Annotated in this window: 17 protein-coding genes, 1 tRNA gene and 2 pseudogenes; 11 read left to right on the plus strand and 9 right to left on the minus strand. The window is 45.4% G+C overall.

Annotated features, from left to right (window positions below; translation table 11 throughout):
* The 5 genes and pseudogenes from ACQY6Q_RS16160 to nth form a co-directional block, all read left to right on the plus strand.
* Nucleotides 1–488 (plus strand): annotated as a pseudogene (locus ACQY6Q_RS16160) (electron transport complex subunit RsxC); the annotation flags it as partial.
* Complete coding sequence (gene rsxD, locus ACQY6Q_RS16165; RefSeq protein ID WP_427983007.1) at nucleotides 478–1,548, plus strand: electron transport complex subunit RsxD; 1,071 nt, start codon at nucleotides 478–480, stop codon at nucleotides 1,546–1,548. The pseudogene ACQY6Q_RS16160 and the gene rsxD, both read left to right, overlap by 11 nt.
* Complete coding sequence (gene rsxG, locus ACQY6Q_RS16170) at nucleotides 1,538–2,170, plus strand: electron transport complex subunit RsxG (protein ID WP_427983010.1); 633 nt, start codon at nucleotides 1,538–1,540, stop codon at nucleotides 2,168–2,170. Before rsxD ends, rsxG begins: the two co-directional genes overlap by 11 nt.
* 13 nt (nucleotides 2,171–2,183) lie before the next feature.
* Nucleotides 2,184–2,867: an electron transport complex subunit E gene (locus ACQY6Q_RS16175; protein ID WP_427983012.1), complete on the plus strand. Its 684-nt coding sequence runs from the start codon at nucleotides 2,184–2,186 to the stop codon at nucleotides 2,865–2,867.
* A complete protein-coding gene (nth, locus tag ACQY6Q_RS16180; RefSeq protein WP_427983015.1) occupies nucleotides 2,864–3,499 on the plus strand; it encodes an endonuclease III in 636 nt (211 codons plus the stop codon). Before ACQY6Q_RS16175 ends, nth begins: the two co-directional genes overlap by 4 nt.
* A gap of 206 nt (nucleotides 3,500–3,705) precedes the next feature.
* Here nth and ACQY6Q_RS16185 read toward each other — a convergent pair whose 3' ends face one another.
* Nucleotides 3,706–4,575 (minus strand): flagellar protein MotY, encoded by an 870-nt coding sequence (locus ACQY6Q_RS16185; RefSeq protein ID WP_427983017.1) that lies wholly within the window; start codon nucleotides 4,573–4,575, stop codon nucleotides 3,706–3,708.
* A gap of 120 nt (nucleotides 4,576–4,695) precedes the next feature.
* Here ACQY6Q_RS16185 and rnt point away from each other — a divergent pair, with 120 nt between their 5' ends.
* The 4 genes from rnt to fabA all read left to right on the plus strand — a co-directional run bounded on the left by rnt (nucleotide 4,696) and on the right by fabA (nucleotide 9,304).
* On the plus strand, nucleotides 4,696–5,358 hold the full coding sequence (gene rnt, locus ACQY6Q_RS16190) for a ribonuclease T (RefSeq protein WP_427983019.1): 663 nt from the start codon (nucleotides 4,696–4,698) through the stop codon (nucleotides 5,356–5,358).
* A gap of 8 nt (nucleotides 5,359–5,366) precedes the next feature.
* Nucleotides 5,367–6,692 carry a Na+/H+ antiporter family protein gene (locus tag ACQY6Q_RS16195; RefSeq protein ID WP_427983034.1) on the plus strand — a complete coding sequence of 442 codons (1,326 nt, stop codon included), beginning with the start codon at nucleotides 5,367–5,369 and terminating at the stop codon, nucleotides 6,690–6,692.
* A gap of 65 nt (nucleotides 6,693–6,757) precedes the next feature.
* Nucleotides 6,758–8,692 (plus strand): S16 family serine protease, encoded by a 1,935-nt coding sequence (locus ACQY6Q_RS16200; protein ID WP_427983021.1) that lies wholly within the window; start codon nucleotides 6,758–6,760, stop codon nucleotides 8,690–8,692.
* Nucleotides 8,693–8,767: 75 nt separating this feature from the next.
* Complete coding sequence (gene fabA, locus ACQY6Q_RS16205) at nucleotides 8,768–9,304, plus strand: bifunctional 3-hydroxydecanoyl-ACP dehydratase/trans-2-decenoyl-ACP isomerase (RefSeq protein WP_427983024.1); 537 nt, start codon at nucleotides 8,768–8,770, stop codon at nucleotides 9,302–9,304.
* Between the two features lie 65 nt (nucleotides 9,305–9,369).
* On the opposite strand, the gene rmf is transcribed toward fabA, so the two are convergent.
* The 5 genes from rmf to rlmKL form a co-directional block, all read right to left on the minus strand.
* Nucleotides 9,370–9,546: a ribosome modulation factor gene (gene rmf, locus ACQY6Q_RS16210; RefSeq protein ID WP_427983025.1), complete on the minus strand. Its 177-nt coding sequence runs from the start codon at nucleotides 9,544–9,546 to the stop codon at nucleotides 9,370–9,372.
* A 147-nt stretch (nucleotides 9,547–9,693) separates the two neighbouring features.
* Entirely contained in the window at nucleotides 9,694–11,520 is a 1,827-nt protein-coding gene (locus tag ACQY6Q_RS16215) for a DUF3466 family protein (protein WP_427983027.1), read from the minus strand.
* A complete protein-coding gene (gene uup / locus ACQY6Q_RS16220; protein ID WP_427983028.1) occupies nucleotides 11,517–13,412 on the minus strand; it encodes an ATP-binding cassette ATPase Uup in 1,896 nt (631 codons plus the stop codon). Before uup ends, ACQY6Q_RS16215 begins: the two co-directional genes overlap by 4 nt.
* Nucleotides 13,406–13,645: a glutaredoxin family protein gene (locus tag ACQY6Q_RS16225; RefSeq protein ID WP_055731722.1), complete on the minus strand. Its 240-nt coding sequence runs from the start codon at nucleotides 13,643–13,645 to the stop codon at nucleotides 13,406–13,408. Before ACQY6Q_RS16225 ends, uup begins: the two co-directional genes overlap by 7 nt.
* Before the next feature lie 4 nt (nucleotides 13,646–13,649).
* Nucleotides 13,650–15,746 carry a bifunctional 23S rRNA (guanine(2069)-N(7))-methyltransferase RlmK/23S rRNA (guanine(2445)-N(2))-methyltransferase RlmL gene (gene rlmKL / locus ACQY6Q_RS16230; protein ID WP_427983030.1) on the minus strand — a complete coding sequence of 699 codons (2,097 nt, stop codon included), beginning with the start codon at nucleotides 15,744–15,746 and terminating at the stop codon, nucleotides 13,650–13,652.
* Between the two features lie 159 nt (nucleotides 15,747–15,905).
* Between rlmKL and ACQY6Q_RS16235 the strand changes: the two genes are divergently transcribed.
* A tRNA-Met gene (locus ACQY6Q_RS16235) sits at nucleotides 15,906–15,982 on the plus strand.
* Between the two features lie 45 nt (nucleotides 15,983–16,027).
* On the opposite strand, the gene ACQY6Q_RS16240 is transcribed toward ACQY6Q_RS16235, so the two are convergent.
* Nucleotides 16,028–16,732 carry an SDR family oxidoreductase gene (locus tag ACQY6Q_RS16240; protein WP_427983031.1) on the minus strand — a complete coding sequence of 235 codons (705 nt, stop codon included), beginning with the start codon at nucleotides 16,730–16,732 and terminating at the stop codon, nucleotides 16,028–16,030.
* 127 nt (nucleotides 16,733–16,859) lie between these two features.
* Here ACQY6Q_RS16240 and ACQY6Q_RS16245 point away from each other — a divergent pair, with 127 nt between their 5' ends.
* Complete coding sequence (locus ACQY6Q_RS16245) at nucleotides 16,860–17,279, plus strand: helix-turn-helix domain-containing protein (RefSeq protein ID WP_427983032.1); 420 nt, start codon at nucleotides 16,860–16,862, stop codon at nucleotides 17,277–17,279.
* A gap of 84 nt (nucleotides 17,280–17,363) precedes the next feature.
* Here ACQY6Q_RS16245 and ACQY6Q_RS16250 read toward each other — a convergent pair whose 3' ends face one another.
* Both ACQY6Q_RS16250 and ACQY6Q_RS16255 read right to left on the minus strand, forming a co-directional pair.
* Nucleotides 17,364–17,783 (minus strand): hotdog fold thioesterase, encoded by a 420-nt coding sequence (locus tag ACQY6Q_RS16250; RefSeq protein WP_427983033.1) that lies wholly within the window; start codon nucleotides 17,781–17,783, stop codon nucleotides 17,364–17,366.
* Nucleotides 17,780–18,115 (minus strand): annotated as a pseudogene (locus ACQY6Q_RS16255) (hypothetical protein); the annotation flags it as partial. The pseudogene ACQY6Q_RS16255 and the gene ACQY6Q_RS16250, both read right to left, overlap by 4 nt.

Consider the following 18,115-nt stretch of genomic DNA (forward strand, 5'->3'; position numbering starts at 1 on the left):
ACAAACCAGCAAGTTCTAGCAATCCTGCGGTAGCGGCAGCCATTGCTCGGGCTAAAGCTAAGAAAGCTCAAACCGAGCAAGCTGCCGAGGCCAGTGCAGAGCAAGTAAAAGCGGCCGAATTAGCTGAGTACACACCTAAAAAGCCTCAGTCGGCCGCCGTTTCAGCCGCTATCGCCAAAGCTAAAGCCAAGAAAGCAGAGCAAGGCGCGGACGCTGAGGCAAACGCTACGCCAGCCGAACAAGCACCTAAAAAGCCTAAATCGGCTGCGGTTACCGCAGCTATCGCCAAGGCTAAAGCAAAAAAGGCCCAAGCCGAACAAGTTGCCAGCGGTGAAAAAGATCACAGCGACAATGCGGGTACTAGCGCTACAGCGGAACCAGCAGCTAAAAAAGCCAAGTCGGCCGCAGTAGCTGCGGCCATAGCTAAAGCTAAAGCCAAAAAAGCCGCAGAACAACAACGCGAAGAGAAGCCATTAGATGATCAATAAACCATTACAAAGCTCTCCCTTTGTAAGAAAACCCATTCAAACCAAAACCCTTATGTTTTGGGTAATCTTATGTTTGTTGCCTGGCCTGGCGGTGCAAAGCACTCTGTTTGGTATTGGCACACTAAGCCAAGTATTACTTGCAGGCCTAACCGCCGTTCTCGCAGAAACGGTGGTGCTAATACTACGCAAGCGGCCTATTTGGGCCACGCTGTCCGACAACAGCGCTCTAGTCACAGGCATGTTAATCGGACTAGCCCTGCCCGCGTACGCCCCGTGGTGGATAGCGGTGCTTGGTGCAAGCTTTGCTATTTTGGTGGTTAAGCACCTCTATGGCGGCTTAGGGCATAATATTTTTAACCCAGCCATGGCTGCCTACGTATTGTTGTTAGTGTCGTTCCCCGTCACTATGACCAGCTGGATGCCGCCCCAAAGTTTATTAAGCGAAAGTTTGTCGAGTATTGACGGGCTAAGCTTAATCTTTAGCGGTTTTACCACCGACGGTTTTAGCCTTAACCAAATTACCAGTGTGGATGGCCATACCCTTGCGACACCGCTAGATGAAATGAAAACCCAATTATCTTTGGGTTATACCTCCAGCGAAATTAGCCAAAGCCCCACCTTTGGTTTCCTTGCGGGCGTTGGCTGGCAATGGATTAATCTGGCTTATTTAGCCGGTGGTTTGGCCTTGATTTACCTCAAGGTGATCCGTTGGCATATTCCGGTGGCGTTTTTAAGCACCTTATTGCTGTTAAGTGTGGCGGCGGCCATCATTAGCCCCGACCATAATACACCGGTATTAGTGCAGCTATTTTCTGGCGCCACCATGCTGGGTGCGTTTTTCATTCTTACCGATCCGGTCAGCGCCGCTACGAGTAACCGTGGTCGCTTAATTTACGCCAGCTTAGTTGCGGTATTAGTATTTGTAATTAGAAACTATGGCGGTTACCCCGATGCCGTGGCCTTCTCGGTATTGTTAAGCAATATGGCGGTACCTATGATCGACCATTTCACTAAACCGCGAGTATACGGTTACGGCGAGGGAAGTAAAAATGACAAGTAAACGCCAGTCAATGATGTCCAACGCCAGCATGCTGGCGCTGTTTGCCTTTGCTTGTACCTTGTTAGTGGTGATTGTTAATTTCTTTACCGAAGATAAGATAGCCGAGCAAATTCAGCGGCAGCTGGTGAAATCCACCAACGAGGTATTAAACCCAGAGTTAGCCGCTTCAAGCTATCAACAACAGTGTTTTATCGCTCACAGTGAGCCCTTATTGGGTAATGCTAAACAACAAACGGTGCGAGTGATTAGTCAAAACCAGCAAACCCAAGCCTTGGTTTATCAAACTACAGCCCCCGACGGTTACAGTGGCGCCATCCAATTATTGGTGGGCGTGAACAGTGATGGTAGTGTCAGTGGCGTTCGTGTAGTGCAACACAACGAAACACCCGGCTTAGGCGATAAAATCGAAACCCGAAAATCAGATTGGATATATCAGTTTAACCAGCAGCGGTTGGTAGCAGATGACGACTCTCGCTGGGCAGTGAAAAAAGACGGTGGTCAGTTTGACGCCTTCACTGGCGCTACCATTACCCCTCGTGCGGTCATTAAAGCGGTGAAAAACGTGTTGATTTACCATAAGGCTAATCAACAGCAAATTATTCAATCGGCTAGCGATTGTTAAACAGGAAGCCAACATGAGTGAATATAAAAAACTGGCTTGGCAAGGCCTTTGGAAAAACAATCCCGGTTTAGTACAACTGTTAGGTTTATGCCCGCTGTTGGCCGTTACCTCTACCCTCACCAACGCCTTGGGCCTTGGTGTGGCTACGATGTTAGTCTTAATTGCTTCCAATACCACGGTATCGTTAATTCGCCAGTGGGTCGCTAAGGAAATTCGTATTCCGGTATTTGTTATGGTGATCGCCTCATTTGTTACCTGTATTCAGTTACTGATGAATGCCTTTACCTACGGCTTGTACCAAAACCTTGGCATATTTATTCCGCTGATCGTGACCAACTGCATCATCATTGGTCGCGCCGAAGCCTTTGCTGCCCGTAACGAAGTAAAACCCGCCGCTTTTGATGGCCTAATGATGGGGCTAGGTTTTACCTTAGTACTAATGGTAGTAGGCGCGATTCGCGAACTCTTGGGTAACGGCAGCTTGTTTTATGGTATTGAGTTATTACTGGGCGACTGGGCTTCTTTTCTCTACATTCAAGTAGTGAATTTTAACGAGCACTTCCTGGTGGCCATTCTGCCGCCCGGCGCATTCTTGGTAATGGGCTTCATCATCGCCATAAAAAATATCATCGACAACCGCTTAGCCAATAAACAAGCCGTGGTTGTTAGCAATGCAGAAAACTCACAAACCCTATGAATAAAGAAAAACGTTTAGAAATTCTTACTCGGCTGCGCGACGACAACCCGCATCCCACTACTGAGCTTAATTTTTCTAGCCCCTTTGAATTATTGGCTGCAGTATTGCTGTCGGCTCAAGCCACCGATGTATCAGTAAACAAAGCCACCGACAAATTGTTTCCGGTGGCCAATACCCCCGAAGCGATTTACCAACTGGGCGTGGAAAAACTAAAGGCTTATATCAAAACCATCGGCTTATTTAACTCCAAAGCCGAGAACCTAATTAAAACCTGTAAGATCCTTATCGAGCAGCACGGCGGCCAAGTACCGGAAAACCGTGAAGCCTTAGAAGCCTTACCCGGCGTTGGCCGTAAAACCGCCAACGTGGTACTGAATACCGCCTTTGGCTGGCCCACCATTGCAGTAGATACTCATATTTATCGAGTGAGTAACCGCACTAAATTTGCCATGGGTAAAAACGTCGATCAGGTAGAACAAAAGTTACTTAAAGTGGTACCCAAAGAGTTTAAGGTAGATGTTCACCACTGGCTGATTCTGCATGGCCGCTACACCTGTGTGGCTCGTAAACCGCGCTGCGGCGCCTGCATTATTGAAGACCTATGTGAATTTAAAGATAAGACTGAGTACTAAAACACATTTTCTTGACAACTAAGGCCTAGTAATAGGCCTTAATTATTTCTATGACTGAGCAGGATATTATGGGTTAAGCAACTTAGCTAAACCTAGGATACTAGGTCTGTGTTTGCTTCGAAATGGATGAAGTAGCTTCACTGATTAACTGTTGCAACCATACAGGCTTGCTAAGTGTTAGCAAGCCATAAGCTGAACCAGGCAAATTAAAGTAAGTCTTTACCTAAAGAAATCACTACGCGACGGTTACGTTCTCGGCCTAAAGGTGTGGCGTTAGTGGCTACATGGCGGCGCTCGCCATGGCCCGATACGTCAATGGCATTCTCGTCTAAGCCGTTAGATTTAAAGTAGTCTTTTACCATATTGGCGCGTTTTTCCGAGAGCTCTTGGTTAATCCATTTACCACCGTAACTGTCGGTATAAGCGTCTACCAAAACCACATCAATATTGGGATCATGTTTTACATAGTCGCCAATTAGCTGCAAGCGCTGTTTAGAACGTGCTGTTAACTCGTCACTGTTAGACTGATAACTTAACACCGTAAAGGCAATATCCTCGAAAGAATACGGCAACAAACGCCCTACGCACTTGAGAAATTCGTTGTATTGCTGTTTGAAGTTAATAGAAGAAATACCCACCGCTGTAGTGGTGCTATTGGCATACCAATCGTTGAAGTAAAAGGTCGGTACATTACCGTCTTCCAGTTCACTTAACATTTGCCAAGCGGGCTGCTCGTTTACATAGCCGTCAAACTGTTGGTAGAAAGACAGTTCGCTGATCTTTTTAACGCTAGCGCCCGGTTTCCAGCGCGGAGGCACACTGCGTAACGAGACTTGATGGGTTTCCGCGCTAATACGATACATATCGAGATAGAAATCTAGATTAACCTGTTTGGACGCGCGGCTAACAAAACTGGCCACGCCAAACGACGGAATAATATGGTCCATGCGACACTCAATCGGCGTTTGGCTAGACATCACCCAAGTGGAGTCGTCCAGTGGCGCCGAATAGTTACGGACATTGGCCTGGGCAGAGATAGCGCAGATGGCTAAAGGCAGCACTAAATAACGTTTCATTCGCAAAAATCCTCTCTTCTCGATAAATTATCGGCCCACCCTCGATATTCTTTAAAGCAAATTCGCGATTCTTTGCAGCTTTTGTAATAATGCGCGCTTCTATTTTTAGTTTCCCACATTATGACCATTACAGAACACACGACTCAGTTAATGTCTAGCCGATTTCGCGGCTATTACCCTGTCGTTATCGACATAGAAACCGCAGGCTTTAATCCCAAAACCGACGCCATGTTGGAGATTGCCGCTTGCTTGCTCACTTTTAACCCAGTTGGCGAGCTGGAAGTGTTACAAAAAATTCAATTTAATGTAGAGCCTTTTGAAGGGGCTAACTTAGAGCAGGCTGCGTTAGACTTTACCGGAATCGACCCCCATAACCCCTTACGTGGAGCGGTAACAGAAGAACATGCCTTAAAAGAAATGTTTAAACCGATCCGTAAAGCCTTAAAAGCACATGGGTGTAATAGAGCGGTAATGGTGGCGCACAATGCCGCTTTTGATATGGGCTTTTTCAATGCGGCGGTAGAGCGTTGTAATATTAAACGTAATCCGTTTCACCCTTTTGTGAGCTTTGATACCACCAGTATTAGCGCCTTGGCGCTAGGGCAAACGGTATTAGCTAAGGCTTGCCGTGAAGCAGGATTAGAATTCAGTAATCAAGAGGCGCACTCAGCCCTATACGATGCCGAAAAAACCGCAGAGCTTTTCTGCTTAATCGTTAATAAATGGCAAAGCCTAGGTGGCTGGCCTCTCCCTCAACCTTCAGAACAGAATGAACAAGCATGAGCCTATTAATGAACCCCGTCGTATTATCCGTATGTTTGATGCTGGTGCTGAGCCTGCTTAAGGTTAACGTTATTATTGCCCTGTCGGTTAGTGCCCTGTTAGGTGGTTTACTCTCGGGGCTAAGCCTGAATGATACCATCAAGGCTTTTGAGGGGGGTTTAGGTGACGGTGCTGAAATCGCCCTAAGCTACGCTTTATTAGGTGCCTTTGCGGTAGCAATTTCACGCAGTGGCCTTACCGACTTAATAGCACACAAGATTATTCGTAATGTGGAGCAACATCGTGAGACCCATTTATCGCTAGTAAAGTGGATGATGTTGGGTGCCATTATTGTTATGGCGGTATGCTCGCAAAACCTAGTACCGGTGCATATCGCCTTTATCCCTATTTTAATTCCGCCACTCACAGCGGCGTTTAATCAACTCAACCTAGACAGACGTATTATTGCCTGCTGTATTACCTTTGGCCTTGTTACCACCTATATGTGGCTGCCCTATGGCTTTGGTAGCATCTTCTTAAATCAATTGCTCTACGGCAATATCACTAGCGCGGGCTTAAGCATAGAGCAAAGCCAATTACCACTGGCAATGACCATTCCGGCCCTCGGCATGGTATTAGGTTTGTTACTGGCGATTTTTGTGTCATATCGAAAGCCACGCCAATATCAGCATGTGGAACGCGATGTATTAGTGCATAATGAGCCGGTGGCCACGCCTAGCGCTGCACGAAGCTTGGTTAATATCGCTATTATTGTGGCTGCATTGGCCATCAACGTTTATACCGGCTCTATTATTATTGGTGCTTTAGCCGGCTTTTTGATGCTAACTACCGCCTCGGGAATCCGCCCGCAAAACAGCCAAGACTTGTTTATTGAAGGCGTAAAACTAATGGCCCTGATTGGGTTTATCATGATTGCTGCAAATGGTTTTGCCAGTGTGATGAAAGCCAGCGGCGGCGTGCCCGATTTGGTGGCTAGCGCTGAGCAAATTCTCGGTAGCAACAAGGCCTTTGCCGCAGCGGTATTGCTATTGATGGGGCTGTTGATCACCATGGGCATCGGCTCTTCGTTCTCAACCATCCCAATTATTGCCGCTATTTATGTTCCGTTAGCGCTGTCTTTAGGCTTTTCAGAACTGGCCACCGTTGCCTTAGTTGGCACCGCGGCGGCACTTGGCGATGCGGGTTCGCCTGCATCAGACTCAACCCTTGGGCCAACAGCCGGTTTAAACAGTGACGGTCAACACGACCATATCTGGGATACTGTGGTACCGACGTTCTTGCATTTTAACTTGCCGTTATTGGTTTTTGGTTGGATTGCAGCTATTGTCTTATAAATTTTAATGGTTTGTTTTAACTAACAAAAATACTTAAAAGCACGCTTGCTAAATGGAAACAAAAATTGACTGAACACGCCTTACCCTTAGATATGCTGAGCCCGCAATATTCGCTAAGCGAACTGCCACTGTCGCCATGCCAACAGTGGCCAGAGTTGCTTCCGCAGCTTAAAGCCAGCATCGACTTCTTTGCGACAACAATGTCTGCTCAGCCTTTTTTGGTGTGCCAAGCCGCGAGCTTCTTCGATTTGCCAACAATTTTTACCCAACTAGCGGTAAAACCAGTGGCCTCTGCTAGTGCTTTCGCACTCATTTTTAGCCCCAGCTCCCCTAGTAAAGCTATTTGCTTGTCGCTAACTGAGTCGCAATATCTAAGCATTCAGCACGCCCTAGAAGCGCTACGCCAATCCACAACCGAACAAACATTGCAACAGGCGCTTGCAGACTTAGCCAATCAGCTTGAAGGTAGCGAAGCAAGTGAGCTTCATAAGGCGTTAGGCGCCTTAAACCTACATTTACAAGGCCAACCACAAAGCGTATCGCCAGAGGCTTATATCAAAATATGGCGCAGCTCGCCTGGGGTGACTTATTGTCACCAATTCAACCGCCAACAGCTCTTTGGTGAACAGCTAATGCCCGCTAGCGGCCAAATAGCAGGACTGGAACAGCTTAATTTGGGCTTAGTCGCCAAGGCCGCCAACGGTATCTTGGCCATTAATGCTGAAGACATATTGGCTGAGGCTAATCTTTGGTTTGAGTTAAAGAGTTGCCTGAGAACCGCCACCTTCAGCTGGGACAAATTGGCTAGTCATCAACGCTTATGGCAAGCGCAAGACTTAGCCATTTCAACCAAGTTGATTGTTACCGGCCACGCTAGCGCAATTGCCGACCTCTACCAACTCGATCCAGAGCTTGCCTCGCAGTGTTTAATAGAAACTGAACTGCCACTGGATTTAGAGGCAACAGAAGCCAATGTAACGGCCTACTTGAGTCAAATTAATTGGCAACTTAAAAATGACGGACTCGCGCCTCTTACTCAAGCTCTTTATTATCCCGTGCTTAAACGTGCCGCCTTTTTATGTGAACATCAGCAATTATTAAGCTTAAACATTGCCGATGTAATGAAGCCACTTCGACTCATGCAGCACTTAGGCTTAAACCAAGATGCTCTGGGTTTTGACCAGGCTTTAGAATCGCTGGCGCAACATATTAATGGCCAACAACTATTTAGCGACTTGTCTTATAAGGATAGACAAACCCAAATTGAATTAAGCGGCTCTCGCGTGGGACAAATCAACGGTTTGTCGGTGATCGACTTTAACGGTTTAGGTCATTCCTTTGGCGAACCAATCAGAATTACCGCGAATGTCTTCCAAGGTGATGGTGACTTCATGGATGTGGAGCGTAAAGCCGAGCTAGCGGGGAATATCCACGCTAAGTCGATGATGATTATTCATGGCTTTCTCAGTGAGTTATTCGCACTAGAGCACCACTTTCCTTATTCGGCCAATATCGTATTTGAACAGTCTTACCATGAAATAGAAGGCGATAGTGCCTCTTTAGCCAGCTGTTTAGCGTTACTCAGTGCCCTAGCCCGTTTACCCATAGAGCAAAATACCGCTGTCACTGGTGCGTTAGACCAAAAAGGCAATGTATTGGCGGTGGGCGGCATTAATGAGAAAATCGAAGGTTTTTACCGAGTTAGCCAATTACTGAATATAACCACGCCACTTGCTGTGGTTATTCCCAAAGCCAACCTTAAACAGCTAAATTTAAGCCAAGCGCTATTGCTAGCCTGTGAGCGCCAGTCGCTGAGCATTTACGCAGTGGATAATATTGAGCAAGCTATTCCTCACTTGTTTAAATTGGAAGCGGGGAGGCTTAGCGATGAAACTACGGTATTTGGTAAGGTTTACAAACGAGTTAACATCGGTAGTGACGAACCAAGCCTTGCTCAAGCGCTTATTCACAAATTTACTAAGTTATTTAAACTATCTTAATATTTTTAGACATCGGACTTGTTTAGCGCACACCTGTTCGCTAAAGTAGCGGCAAATTTTTTAAAGGTATAATTCATGACTCAGGTTTCGCAAAAAGAGTTAGGTAAAACTAGCTATGAACGCCAAGAATTGCTTGATTGCAGCCAAGGGCTTTTATTTGGCGAAGGTAACAGTAAATTGCCGGCTCCCAATATGTTAATGATGGATCGCATTCTGAAAATCACCCATGAGGGTGGCCAATTTGGCAATGGCGAAATCATAGCCGAGCTAGATATTACACCTGATCTTTGGTTTTTTGATTGCCACTTTCCTGGCGACCCAGTAATGCCAGGCTGTTTAGGCCTAGATGCGATGTGGCAATTAGTTGGCTTCTTCCTAGGTTGGAGCGGTGGTCCAGGTAAAGGACGCGCCTTAGGTGTTGGTGAAGTAAAATTCACTGGCCAAGTGCTACCTACCGCGAAAAAAGTCACTTACCGCATTCAAATGAAACGGGTAATTATGCGTAAATTAGTGATGGGTATTGCTGACGGCGTAGTTGAAGTTGACGGCCGTGAAATCTACTCTGCAAACGATTTAAAAGTTGGTTTATTTACCGATACGTCTAGTTTCTAAATTTATTAGAACTAAGCAAAAAAAAGCCCTTAAATAAGGGCTTTTTTTATATCTTGTTGTTGATGTTAATGATTGTCTAGTCCCGAAACGCGTTCTTCAACAGCCTCACGCCACCCACCGTACCAATACCCTCTGGCATCTGCTCCTCCATACGGACAGGTCTCTTTTGACCTACCTGACAAACCTGCTTGATATCCTTTGGCATGCGCTCTTTCTAAACGATCGCGTTTTTGTCGTTTCATAGACTTCTTCCTTATCAAGATCAGAAAACAAATCAGGAGTCCAACTGGACTCCTGATCTACTATCGCTTATCGTTTTTAAAAGATCAAAAGCAAATTTTTAAGTATTCGCTAACTATCTGATCTTTTTGTTACAGCTTAAAGATAATTTATTTTTTTATGAAACGTCTCACAAAAACCAGCGGTAACAAGATCAGGCCAAGCCAGATATTCGCCGCCCCTTTACGCTCGTATTTCTGCTCTTCTAAGCTTGGGCAAACCGCTAAATCATCGATATCAGTCACCGCAGGGTTTCTCACTAACTTCAACAATACCGGACGGGGATTCAATCCGTAGATAAAGTCATTAGCCGTTTCGTAATGGTAACCACTGGCGAAAATATCACCTTCATCATTAATATGAGTCGCATATTCGATACGATATAGTGGCACTTTCGCTTCGCCGTCTTGCTCATAACAGGTTAACTGATTAAGCGACCAATTGAAGCTTGTTTCGCCAGCTAAGTAGCGTTGGTAGTCCAATAACATCGCAGTTTGACGTCGAGTAGTACCGTTATAAGCTGGCTGCTCTTCAGTGGCACCGTCTTTCCAGCCGACAATTAAACCATTATTGTTGATATCGGCAAACTCACTGTTAGCGCCGCTAAAGGGTTTATTACGTAGCGGCCAATTTACCGTCTCAAAGTTTTCTGAGCTTTCATTCGCGTCGTACACAAAGCCCTCTACCGGACGGTTACGTGATTTCACTTCAACATAACGCAAATTGCCGATAACCAAGTTTTGTTGGTTAACGCCAGTCGCCCAGGTATGTGATACCGAGTCTTCAAATTTGTCGTTATCACCATCGATGCGAATATTGGGAATACGCTTAACTTGGTAAGTCCCATCTCCGTTGTCGCTATAAATTGCCGCACGACCGCGCGAACCGTTATTACTGTCGTAAACGTCGTCAGAAGACAGGCCAACAAAGAACTCGCCATTATAGTCTTTCAAATAGTTATAATTGGGTGCATTGCTATAACGAGAGCGCGCGTAACCATCAACTAAGGCTTGGCCGATTACTTCATCACCATCTTGTGCATCGGTAATATCCCATACCCAGGCTTGAGTATGGAAACCAGAACAACGGTAATAGCTTTGTTCATCGCCGCGTTGACACTCACCAAAACTATCATTATTTGAGTAGCCGACACTGGCAAGGCCAATCACTAAAGTTCGGCCATCTTGCTCTATCGTTGTTAAACCGGCGGATAAGCCACCGCGGTCATCGGCTAAATCACCACTGCTATTAAAGGCGGTAGGAAGCAGACTAACTTTTGCTTGAGTGAAGAGGTTGTAAGCAAAACCGCGTTGAATAAACTCGCGCGTATAATAATTTTCGCTACTAATAGAAAATGGCGCAGAGTCGTAGCCCACCGCCCAGCCTAACTGACTATCGATATGATTAACCCGAGTATCGGTGGTGTAATCACTGTTCGTTTGCTCATCGAAAATAAACAGTTTTTCGTTGATGGTACTCCACTGAGGCAGTGGCGAAATATTTTTACCGTCGCTATGGCTACCACTCACATTACGCTCAGCTAGAAAAGCTAATACGTTTGATTGATACAAGTTAGAACGTTGCTCACGTAGGCGTTTACGATAGAGATCATAGAATGAGCCCTCGCCTTCATTAAACATGCGACACACTTCACTAGCATACTGACAGCCATAGTCATAAGTGGTGCGATTAGCGAAGTCATAAAAGCGAAAGTAAGTTCTAAAGGTTAAGGCATTACCCGCTACAAATTCGCCGTCTTCACTGGCGGCGGTAACAACGATATTGCTTTGCGCTTCACTTAGACCATTTTCGGCACTAAAGGGAATTTCTTCAATTAAGTAGTAGGATTCGGTTTGTGCTGCTTGAGCGTAACTAACAGACAACAATAAAGGCGCGAATGCGATACCAAACGATCGTGTTAATAGTGATTTCTTCATGAATTTTTTAATTCTTCCAATTCTTCCCAACGCATAAACAGGGCTTCAAGCTGCTCTTCTGCGCTGGCTAAACGAGTTAAAGTGGATTGAACAAGATCTTGATCGAGATTGAAAAACTCGGGTTCATTCACTTTACTTTGTAGCTGTTCCACCTCGGCTTCGGCAGCTTCTAATTTTTCAGGCAACTGGTCAAGCTCCAGCTGCAACTTATAAGACAATTTTTTAGTTTGTTTGACTGACCGCTGAACAACTTCGGATTTAATTTCAGCTTTAACCGTTTGAGGCTTTTGCTGTTGTTGCAAATAACTGACGGTTTCTGAGTAACCGCCAACGAAGGTATCAACCCTGCCATTGCCATCAAAATACCAAATATGGCTAGCGGTATTATCAATAAAACTACGGTCGTGACTCACCAACAATACCGTACCGCTATATTGACTGACTAACTCTTCCAATAGCTCCAGCGTTTCGACATCAAGATCGTTGGTTGGTTCATCTAATACCAATAAATTAGCCGGCTTCAAGAACAACTTGGCTAACATCAAGCGGTTTTTCTCCCCCCCAGATAAGGCTTTAACTGGAGTAAAAGCACGTTTGGGGTGAAATAAAAAGTCTTGCAAGTAGCCCATAACATGGCGCTTAGTACCGTTAATCTCTACTTCCTGTTTTCCGCCGGCAAGATTGTCTAACAGGGTTTTGTCTGGATCCAGTTCCTGACGATATTGGTCGAAATAAGCTACCGATAAATTGGTCCCGACCTTCAAATTACCGCCGCTGGGCTGTAATTGCTGTAACAAAATTTTGATTAATGTCGATTTACCACAGCCGTTAGCTCCAACTAGGGCGATTTTGTCGCCGCGCATCACTAACAAATCTAATGGCGAAATGATCGGCTGCTTTTGTCCGGGATAAGCAAAGCTAAGTTGCTCGGCTTCAAATACCACCTTGCCCGAGCGTAAACCATCGTCGATTTGCATCTTAGAGGTGCCCTGGCGGTTTACCCGTTCACTACGCTCGTTGCGCATTGCTTTTAGCGCCCGTACTCGCCCTTCGTTACGGGTACGGCGGGCCTTAATGCCTTGGCGGATCCAGCTTTCTTCTTCAGCTAAACGTTTGTCAAACAGTGCGTTTTGCTCTTCTTCTACTCGTAACCACTCTGCTTTCCCTTCTAGGTAAGCATCGTAATTACCCGGCCAGGAGGTTAATACACCGCGATCAATATCGATAATACGAGTGGCAATTTTTCGAATGAAAGCACGGTCGTGGCTGATAAATACAATGGTACCTTTGAAATTAACCAGAAAATCTTCTAGCCACTGGATGGTTGATATATCAAGGTGGTTGGTAGGTTCGTCCAAGAGCAAAATATCTGGCTCACCGGCCAAGGCCTTTGCCAACGCTACTTTACGAAGCCACCCACCCGACAAGCCCTGCAACGAGGCTTCGCCATCCAATTTCATGGTGGTGAGTACTTTTTGAATTTCGCTATCAAATTTCCAGCCATCAACAACATCAATCTCATGCTGTACTTGCTGCATGCGTTTTAACGCTTGTTCGCTGGCGTTTTCATCGATGTTCGACGTTAACTGATGAAACTCGCTTAATAACTTACCAATATGCGGTTTGCCTGCGGCAACAAAATCGAAGATACGTTGCTCACTGGCCTGCGGTGGGTCTTGTTGCAAACGCGTAATCACTACATCATTAACTAATTGCCGTTGGCCAGAGTCGAGTTGAATCGCCCCTTCCAATACTTGCAGCAAGGTACTTTTACCGGCGCCGTTACGCCCTACTAAACAGACTCGTTCATTACGATTAATTTGAATATTGGCTTTATTCAGCAGCGGTGTATCGCCGTAAGCTAAAAAAGCATCTTGTAAGTTAACTAACACGTACAGTTCTCTATAAATTGTTTTAGCTGGCTGGCGTCAAAGGGCCAGTTAAGCCGCTGTTGGCTCGGTTCATGACAAAGTACAGGAATACTATATCGATACTCATCGACTAATGCGTCATCTTCAATTATGTCCTGCTCATGTAACTCTGTAATATTGGGATTAGCCAATATTAAAGCCTTAGCGTCTTCGCATAAATGACAGCCATCGGTACTATACAATATCCATGTCATACAACTAATCCTTGTGAATCATCCAACAGTTATGAATGTGTTTATTGCGTTCAAAATCTGGCGACAAAGACTGATTCGAGATGTTATCTGCGCGCAGGCCTAACTGGCTCAAGCCTTCTTTATCGATTTTAAAATGACGTTTGTTATTGGAAAAAATCAGCTTACCACCGGGATTAAGCAGACGCGAAACCGACTTCAATAAATCAAGGTGATCTCGTTGAATATCAAAAGTATCCTCCATTTTCTTAGAGTTAGAAAAAGTAGGAGGATCAAGAAATATCATATCCCAGCGTTGAGAAATCGGCGACTTAAGCCAAGCCATGCAATCGGCGCGAATAAACTCATGTTTATTAATCGGTAGCTGATTTAGGCGGAAATTGTCTTTCGCCCAATTCAAATAGGTATTAGACATATCAACCGTAGTCACTTTATCTGCTCCACCTAACGCAGCATGAACACTGGCCGAACCGGTATAGGCAAATAGATTAAGTACCTTTTTACCTTGGCTATGTTGTTGCAGATAGTGACGCATATTGCGATGGTCAAGAAACAGACCGGTATCTAAATAGTCGGTTAAATTAACATAGAACTGAGCACCGTATTCTTGCACTACAAAGCGTTCTTTTTCATCGCTTTGGCGTTGGTACTGTTGCCGCCCTTTTTGTTGCGCACGCTGTTTAATCACCAACTTATCGTTGGCCACTAAGCCGCTTTGCAACAAACCAGTAAGCAAATCGAGTAAGCGACGTCGCGCCTTATTGGCATCAATGCTCTTAGGTGCGCGATATTCCTGCACCACCATGTAGTCGTGGTAGACATCAACAGCCACATTGTATTCAGGAAGATCTGCATCATATAAACGGTAACAGGAGATGTTTTCCCGATTAATCCATTTTTGCAGTTTCTTTTTGTTTTTGATTAAGCGATTAACAAAATCAGGCGCGTATTGCTGCTGTTCTGACGAAGCGCCCTCGCCGATTTGATAAATCTTTAATACACAGGGCAGCGCCCCGTTAAAAAACTTATATTGCTTATCACTACGTAAACGTAGGTAGTCCAGTAATTCTGGCGCCGCAGTAAATAGTGCTAAACGCCATCCCCCATACTGAGAGCGTACGCTGGCCCCAAAAGAAAGAAACAAACCAATTAGCTTCGTTAATTCACCTAAGCGCTCACCATAGGGAGGGTTAGACAGAATTAAGCCTGCTTGCTTAGGAGGGCTGGGTAGCTCGGCTGCGTCATGCACGTGTACCGATATCAGTTTACTTAGACCTGCGCGCTCAATATTGGCTTTAGCAAGGGCCACCATACGGCGGTCGATGTCGTAGCCAATCAACTTCTTAGTACACTGCTCTAGTCCCAGCGTGGCTCGGTCTTGGGCTTGTTGCAAAATCTCAGCCCAAGCGGCTTTGGCAAAGTTAGCAAAGCGGGTAAAGGCGAACTCGCGCTCTAAACCAGGAGCAATATCAGCTGCTTGCATGGCCGCTTCAATTAATAAGGTGCCTGAACCACACATAGGATCGATCAGATAGTTTTCCGACCATTGACTGCGAGCCACCAAGGCAGCAGCCAAGTTTTCTCGAACTGGCGCTTCACCCTGCTCACTGCGGTAACCACGCCGGTGCAAGGACAAACCGACTAAATCCAAAGATATGGCTAGATGTTTACCAGCAATACGCACAATAATACGCGCATCTTCATCGGTCTTCGCAACGTTAGGTCGCTCGCCACAGTGCTTCTTAAACTGATCAACAATGGCATCTTTAACCGTTAAAGCACCAAACTGACTATTATTAATGAAGTGATTGGTGCCGGTACAATGCACAGAGAAGGTTTGATCGACTGCGAAATATTTTGCCCAATCAATTTGATAAGCACTAGCATATAGTTCACTTACGTTATCGGCTTGGGTTTCTACCAAGCGCAACAAAATGCGAGATGCAAAACGTGTCCACAAACAAATTTTGTAAGCGGTGGGCCAATCACAAGTGAAACTCACCCCTGCTACTGTCTGCTTACAGTTTTCTGCACCCAGTGCAGTAATCTCTTCTAAACATAAGCTTTCTAAACCTTTAGCGGTTGAAGCGAAAAAATCTGCCATTTGTCTACTCTATTTAATTAACCCGTGGATTATACCTGTTTTAGTTAAGATCAGTAGTAAAAGCCTCATCCGGCTAAATAATCGGCACTTAACAAAAAAATACGAATTATATCTTGTAAAATGTCTGCTCACTGCTTACTATGCGCTCCGCATTACGGACGCGGGATGGAGCAGTCTGGTAGCTCGTCGGGCTCATAACCCGAAGGTCGTTGGTTCAAATCCGGCTCCCGCAACCAATTCTTTATTAAACTCCCCTGCTTTATTGAAAACTTCGTAATAGTTTAAAATCCATAGAGACCGATATTTTCTAATTGCACTCTGGCGGGTTGGCGCAATACAAACATCGCGGCTTCGGCAAGATCTTCTACCTGTAACCAGCCTTTCTTTTGATCTGATTCGCACTGTGGTGCGGGAACCTGTACCAACCCCGGACACAAACTATGTACTTTAATCCCATGTTGACGCACTTCTTCTTGCAGCGCTGCAGCTAAACCAAGAACAGCAAATTTGGCAGCGCAGTAAGGTCCCGCGTTCGCGTAGCCATGTTTAGCCGCCTGAGAAGCAATATTAAGAATAAAACCCGCTTGCTGATTTTTCATAGCTGGCAGGACCGCTTGGCTCATTAGGAATGTACCTTTGGTACAAGTATCTACGACTAAATCCCAGTCTTCTTCACTACAATCTTCAACACTATCACTCACGCCTAATCCACTGTTATTTATTAGGATATCGATTCTGCCAAACTGATCGATAGCATAGTCTCTCAAGGCTTGTACCTGTTGCTTAGATCTTACATCACAGCCAAAATGGAGCACCGAATGGCCACTAAATTCACTTAAATGTTGTGCCGCTTGTTGCAAGCGATGTTGATTACGCGAGCTAATAATCACCTTAACTCCGTGTTCGGCTAAGCGCTGGGCGATCGCATAACCAATACCGCTAGCGCCACCGGTAACGATTGCCGTCTTATTGTTTAAGCTTTGCATGTTTGTCTCGTCTTATAGTTCTAAGTAAGTTGAGTATTTTGCAGTAATGCTTGCTACAATCAATACCACAGTACTATTTAAACCGTACTATTTAAACCGTACTATAGTACGAGAGGCAATGTAGGTTATGAGTGATTTCGCCCATCGTTTAAAAGAATTAATGGCTGAGCAAAGCATTAGTAGCTTTGCCCGCAAAGTAGAGTTAAGTGAAAGCTTAATACGCAAATATCTGAAAGGCTCAGAGCCTAGTCTAGCCAAAGCGAATCAAATCGCTCAAAAGGCCAATTGCTCATTAGAGTGGCTAGCCACCGGAGAGGGTTATCAATACCGCAAGGCTGAAGTAGTGGATATGCAAGCCTTAGAAAAGGCCGTGCAACTCACTCTTGCAGAAGTCAAGCATCATGACTTCAGCGTAGAAAATGAAAAGGTAATGAAGGTGATTGTAGCTACCTACCAGTATTTACGCAGTACTCGCAAAAAAGATGGTTACTTTGATTTAGATGAAGCGAAACCCTTTGTGAATTACGTGATGGGGCTGTGTGATTAGGGCTTAAGCGGTCCGTTAAGCTTAGCTTTGAGAAGCAAACTCAGTAACAACCAAAGGTTATTACTGAGTTTGTAGCTACTGCAGCTACGACTTAGATTTCACCATCACGGTAAGGCGCGAGCTACAAATAAGATCTTGTTGCTGGTGAATATCAATTTGCCACACCTGCAAGGTTCTGCCGAGTTTAATAGGCTTAGCCTTGGCGACTACTTCCCCATTACGCACCGCTTTTAAGTGATTTGCGTTGATCTCAACCCCCACTACCATGGCATTTTCACCCGCTACACAATAAGCCGCACAACTACCGATACTCTCTGCCAGTACTACGCTTGCCCCACCGTGTAATAAGCCCATGGGCTGTTTTACTTTAGCGGTAACGGGCATGCTGGCGACTAAGTAATCATCACCGATTTCACAAAAACGAATGTCTAGGAAGGACAACATGTTGCCCTCCCCCATGGCATTTAAGCCATCGAGGCTCATTGGAACGCGCCAAATACTCATGACAGCACCGTTAATAAAATTTGTAGAGGATGTTTTGGTTTCGCGCCCTCTAAGCGTTTAACCTGACTACGGCAAGAGTAGCCGGTAACCATACAACGTTCTCTTGGTAACTCGGCCATTTTTTGCTTCCAGCTCAAGTCATAAATCGCTTTAGAGGTTTCATATTGTTTAGCGTCGTGGCCGTAGGTACCGGCCATGCCACAGCAACCCACGGCAACGTCTTCTAAGCTTGCGCCAAAACGCTGAAATACCTTTTGCCATTGCTTAAAGGCATCGGCTTTTAGCGCTTTCTCGGTGCAATGGCCAAACAAATACCAGGTCTCTTTATCGCT

It is taken from the genome of Agarivorans sp., from assembly GCF_050295395.1.
Classification (GTDB): Bacteria; Pseudomonadota; Gammaproteobacteria; order Enterobacterales; family Celerinatantimonadaceae; genus Agarivorans.

Excerpts from the sequence above, each read along its gene's own strand:
- ACQY6Q_RS16175 (WP_427983012.1), top strand. The coding sequence starts at position 2,184 with ATGAGTGAATATAAAAAACTGGCTTGGCAAGGCCTTTGGAAAAACAAT.
- ACQY6Q_RS16215 (WP_427983027.1), bottom strand. The coding sequence starts at position 11,520 with ATGAAGAAATCACTATTAACACGATCGTTTGGTATCGCATTCGCGCCT.
- rsxG (WP_427983010.1), top strand. The coding sequence starts at position 1,538 with ATGACAAGTAAACGCCAGTCAATGATGTCCAACGCCAGCATGCTGGCG.
- rlmKL (WP_427983030.1), bottom strand. The coding sequence starts at position 15,746 with ATGGCAGATTTTTTCGCTTCAACCGCTAAAGGTTTAGAAAGCTTATGT.
- ACQY6Q_RS16245 (WP_427983032.1), top strand. The coding sequence starts at position 16,860 with ATGAGTGATTTCGCCCATCGTTTAAAAGAATTAATGGCTGAGCAAAGC.
- rnt (WP_427983019.1), top strand. The coding sequence starts at position 4,696 with ATGACCATTACAGAACACACGACTCAGTTAATGTCTAGCCGATTTCGC.
- ACQY6Q_RS16225 (WP_055731722.1), bottom strand. The coding sequence starts at position 13,645 with ATGACATGGATATTGTATAGTACCGATGGCTGTCATTTATGCGAAGAC.
- rsxD (WP_427983007.1), top strand. The coding sequence starts at position 478 with ATGATCAATAAACCATTACAAAGCTCTCCCTTTGTAAGAAAACCCATT.
- ACQY6Q_RS16195 (WP_427983034.1), top strand. The coding sequence starts at position 5,367 with ATGAACCCCGTCGTATTATCCGTATGTTTGATGCTGGTGCTGAGCCTG.
- ACQY6Q_RS16185 (WP_427983017.1), bottom strand. The coding sequence starts at position 4,575 with ATGAAACGTTATTTAGTGCTGCCTTTAGCCATCTGCGCTATCTCTGCC.
- nth (WP_427983015.1), top strand. The coding sequence starts at position 2,864 with ATGAATAAAGAAAAACGTTTAGAAATTCTTACTCGGCTGCGCGACGAC.
- fabA (WP_427983024.1), top strand. The coding sequence starts at position 8,768 with ATGACTCAGGTTTCGCAAAAAGAGTTAGGTAAAACTAGCTATGAACGC.
- ACQY6Q_RS16250 (WP_427983033.1), bottom strand. The coding sequence starts at position 17,783 with ATGAGTATTTGGCGCGTTCCAATGAGCCTCGATGGCTTAAATGCCATG.
- rmf (WP_427983025.1), bottom strand. The coding sequence starts at position 9,546 with ATGAAACGACAAAAACGCGATCGTTTAGAAAGAGCGCATGCCAAAGGA.
- ACQY6Q_RS16240 (WP_427983031.1), bottom strand. The coding sequence starts at position 16,732 with ATGCAAAGCTTAAACAATAAGACGGCAATCGTTACCGGTGGCGCTAGC.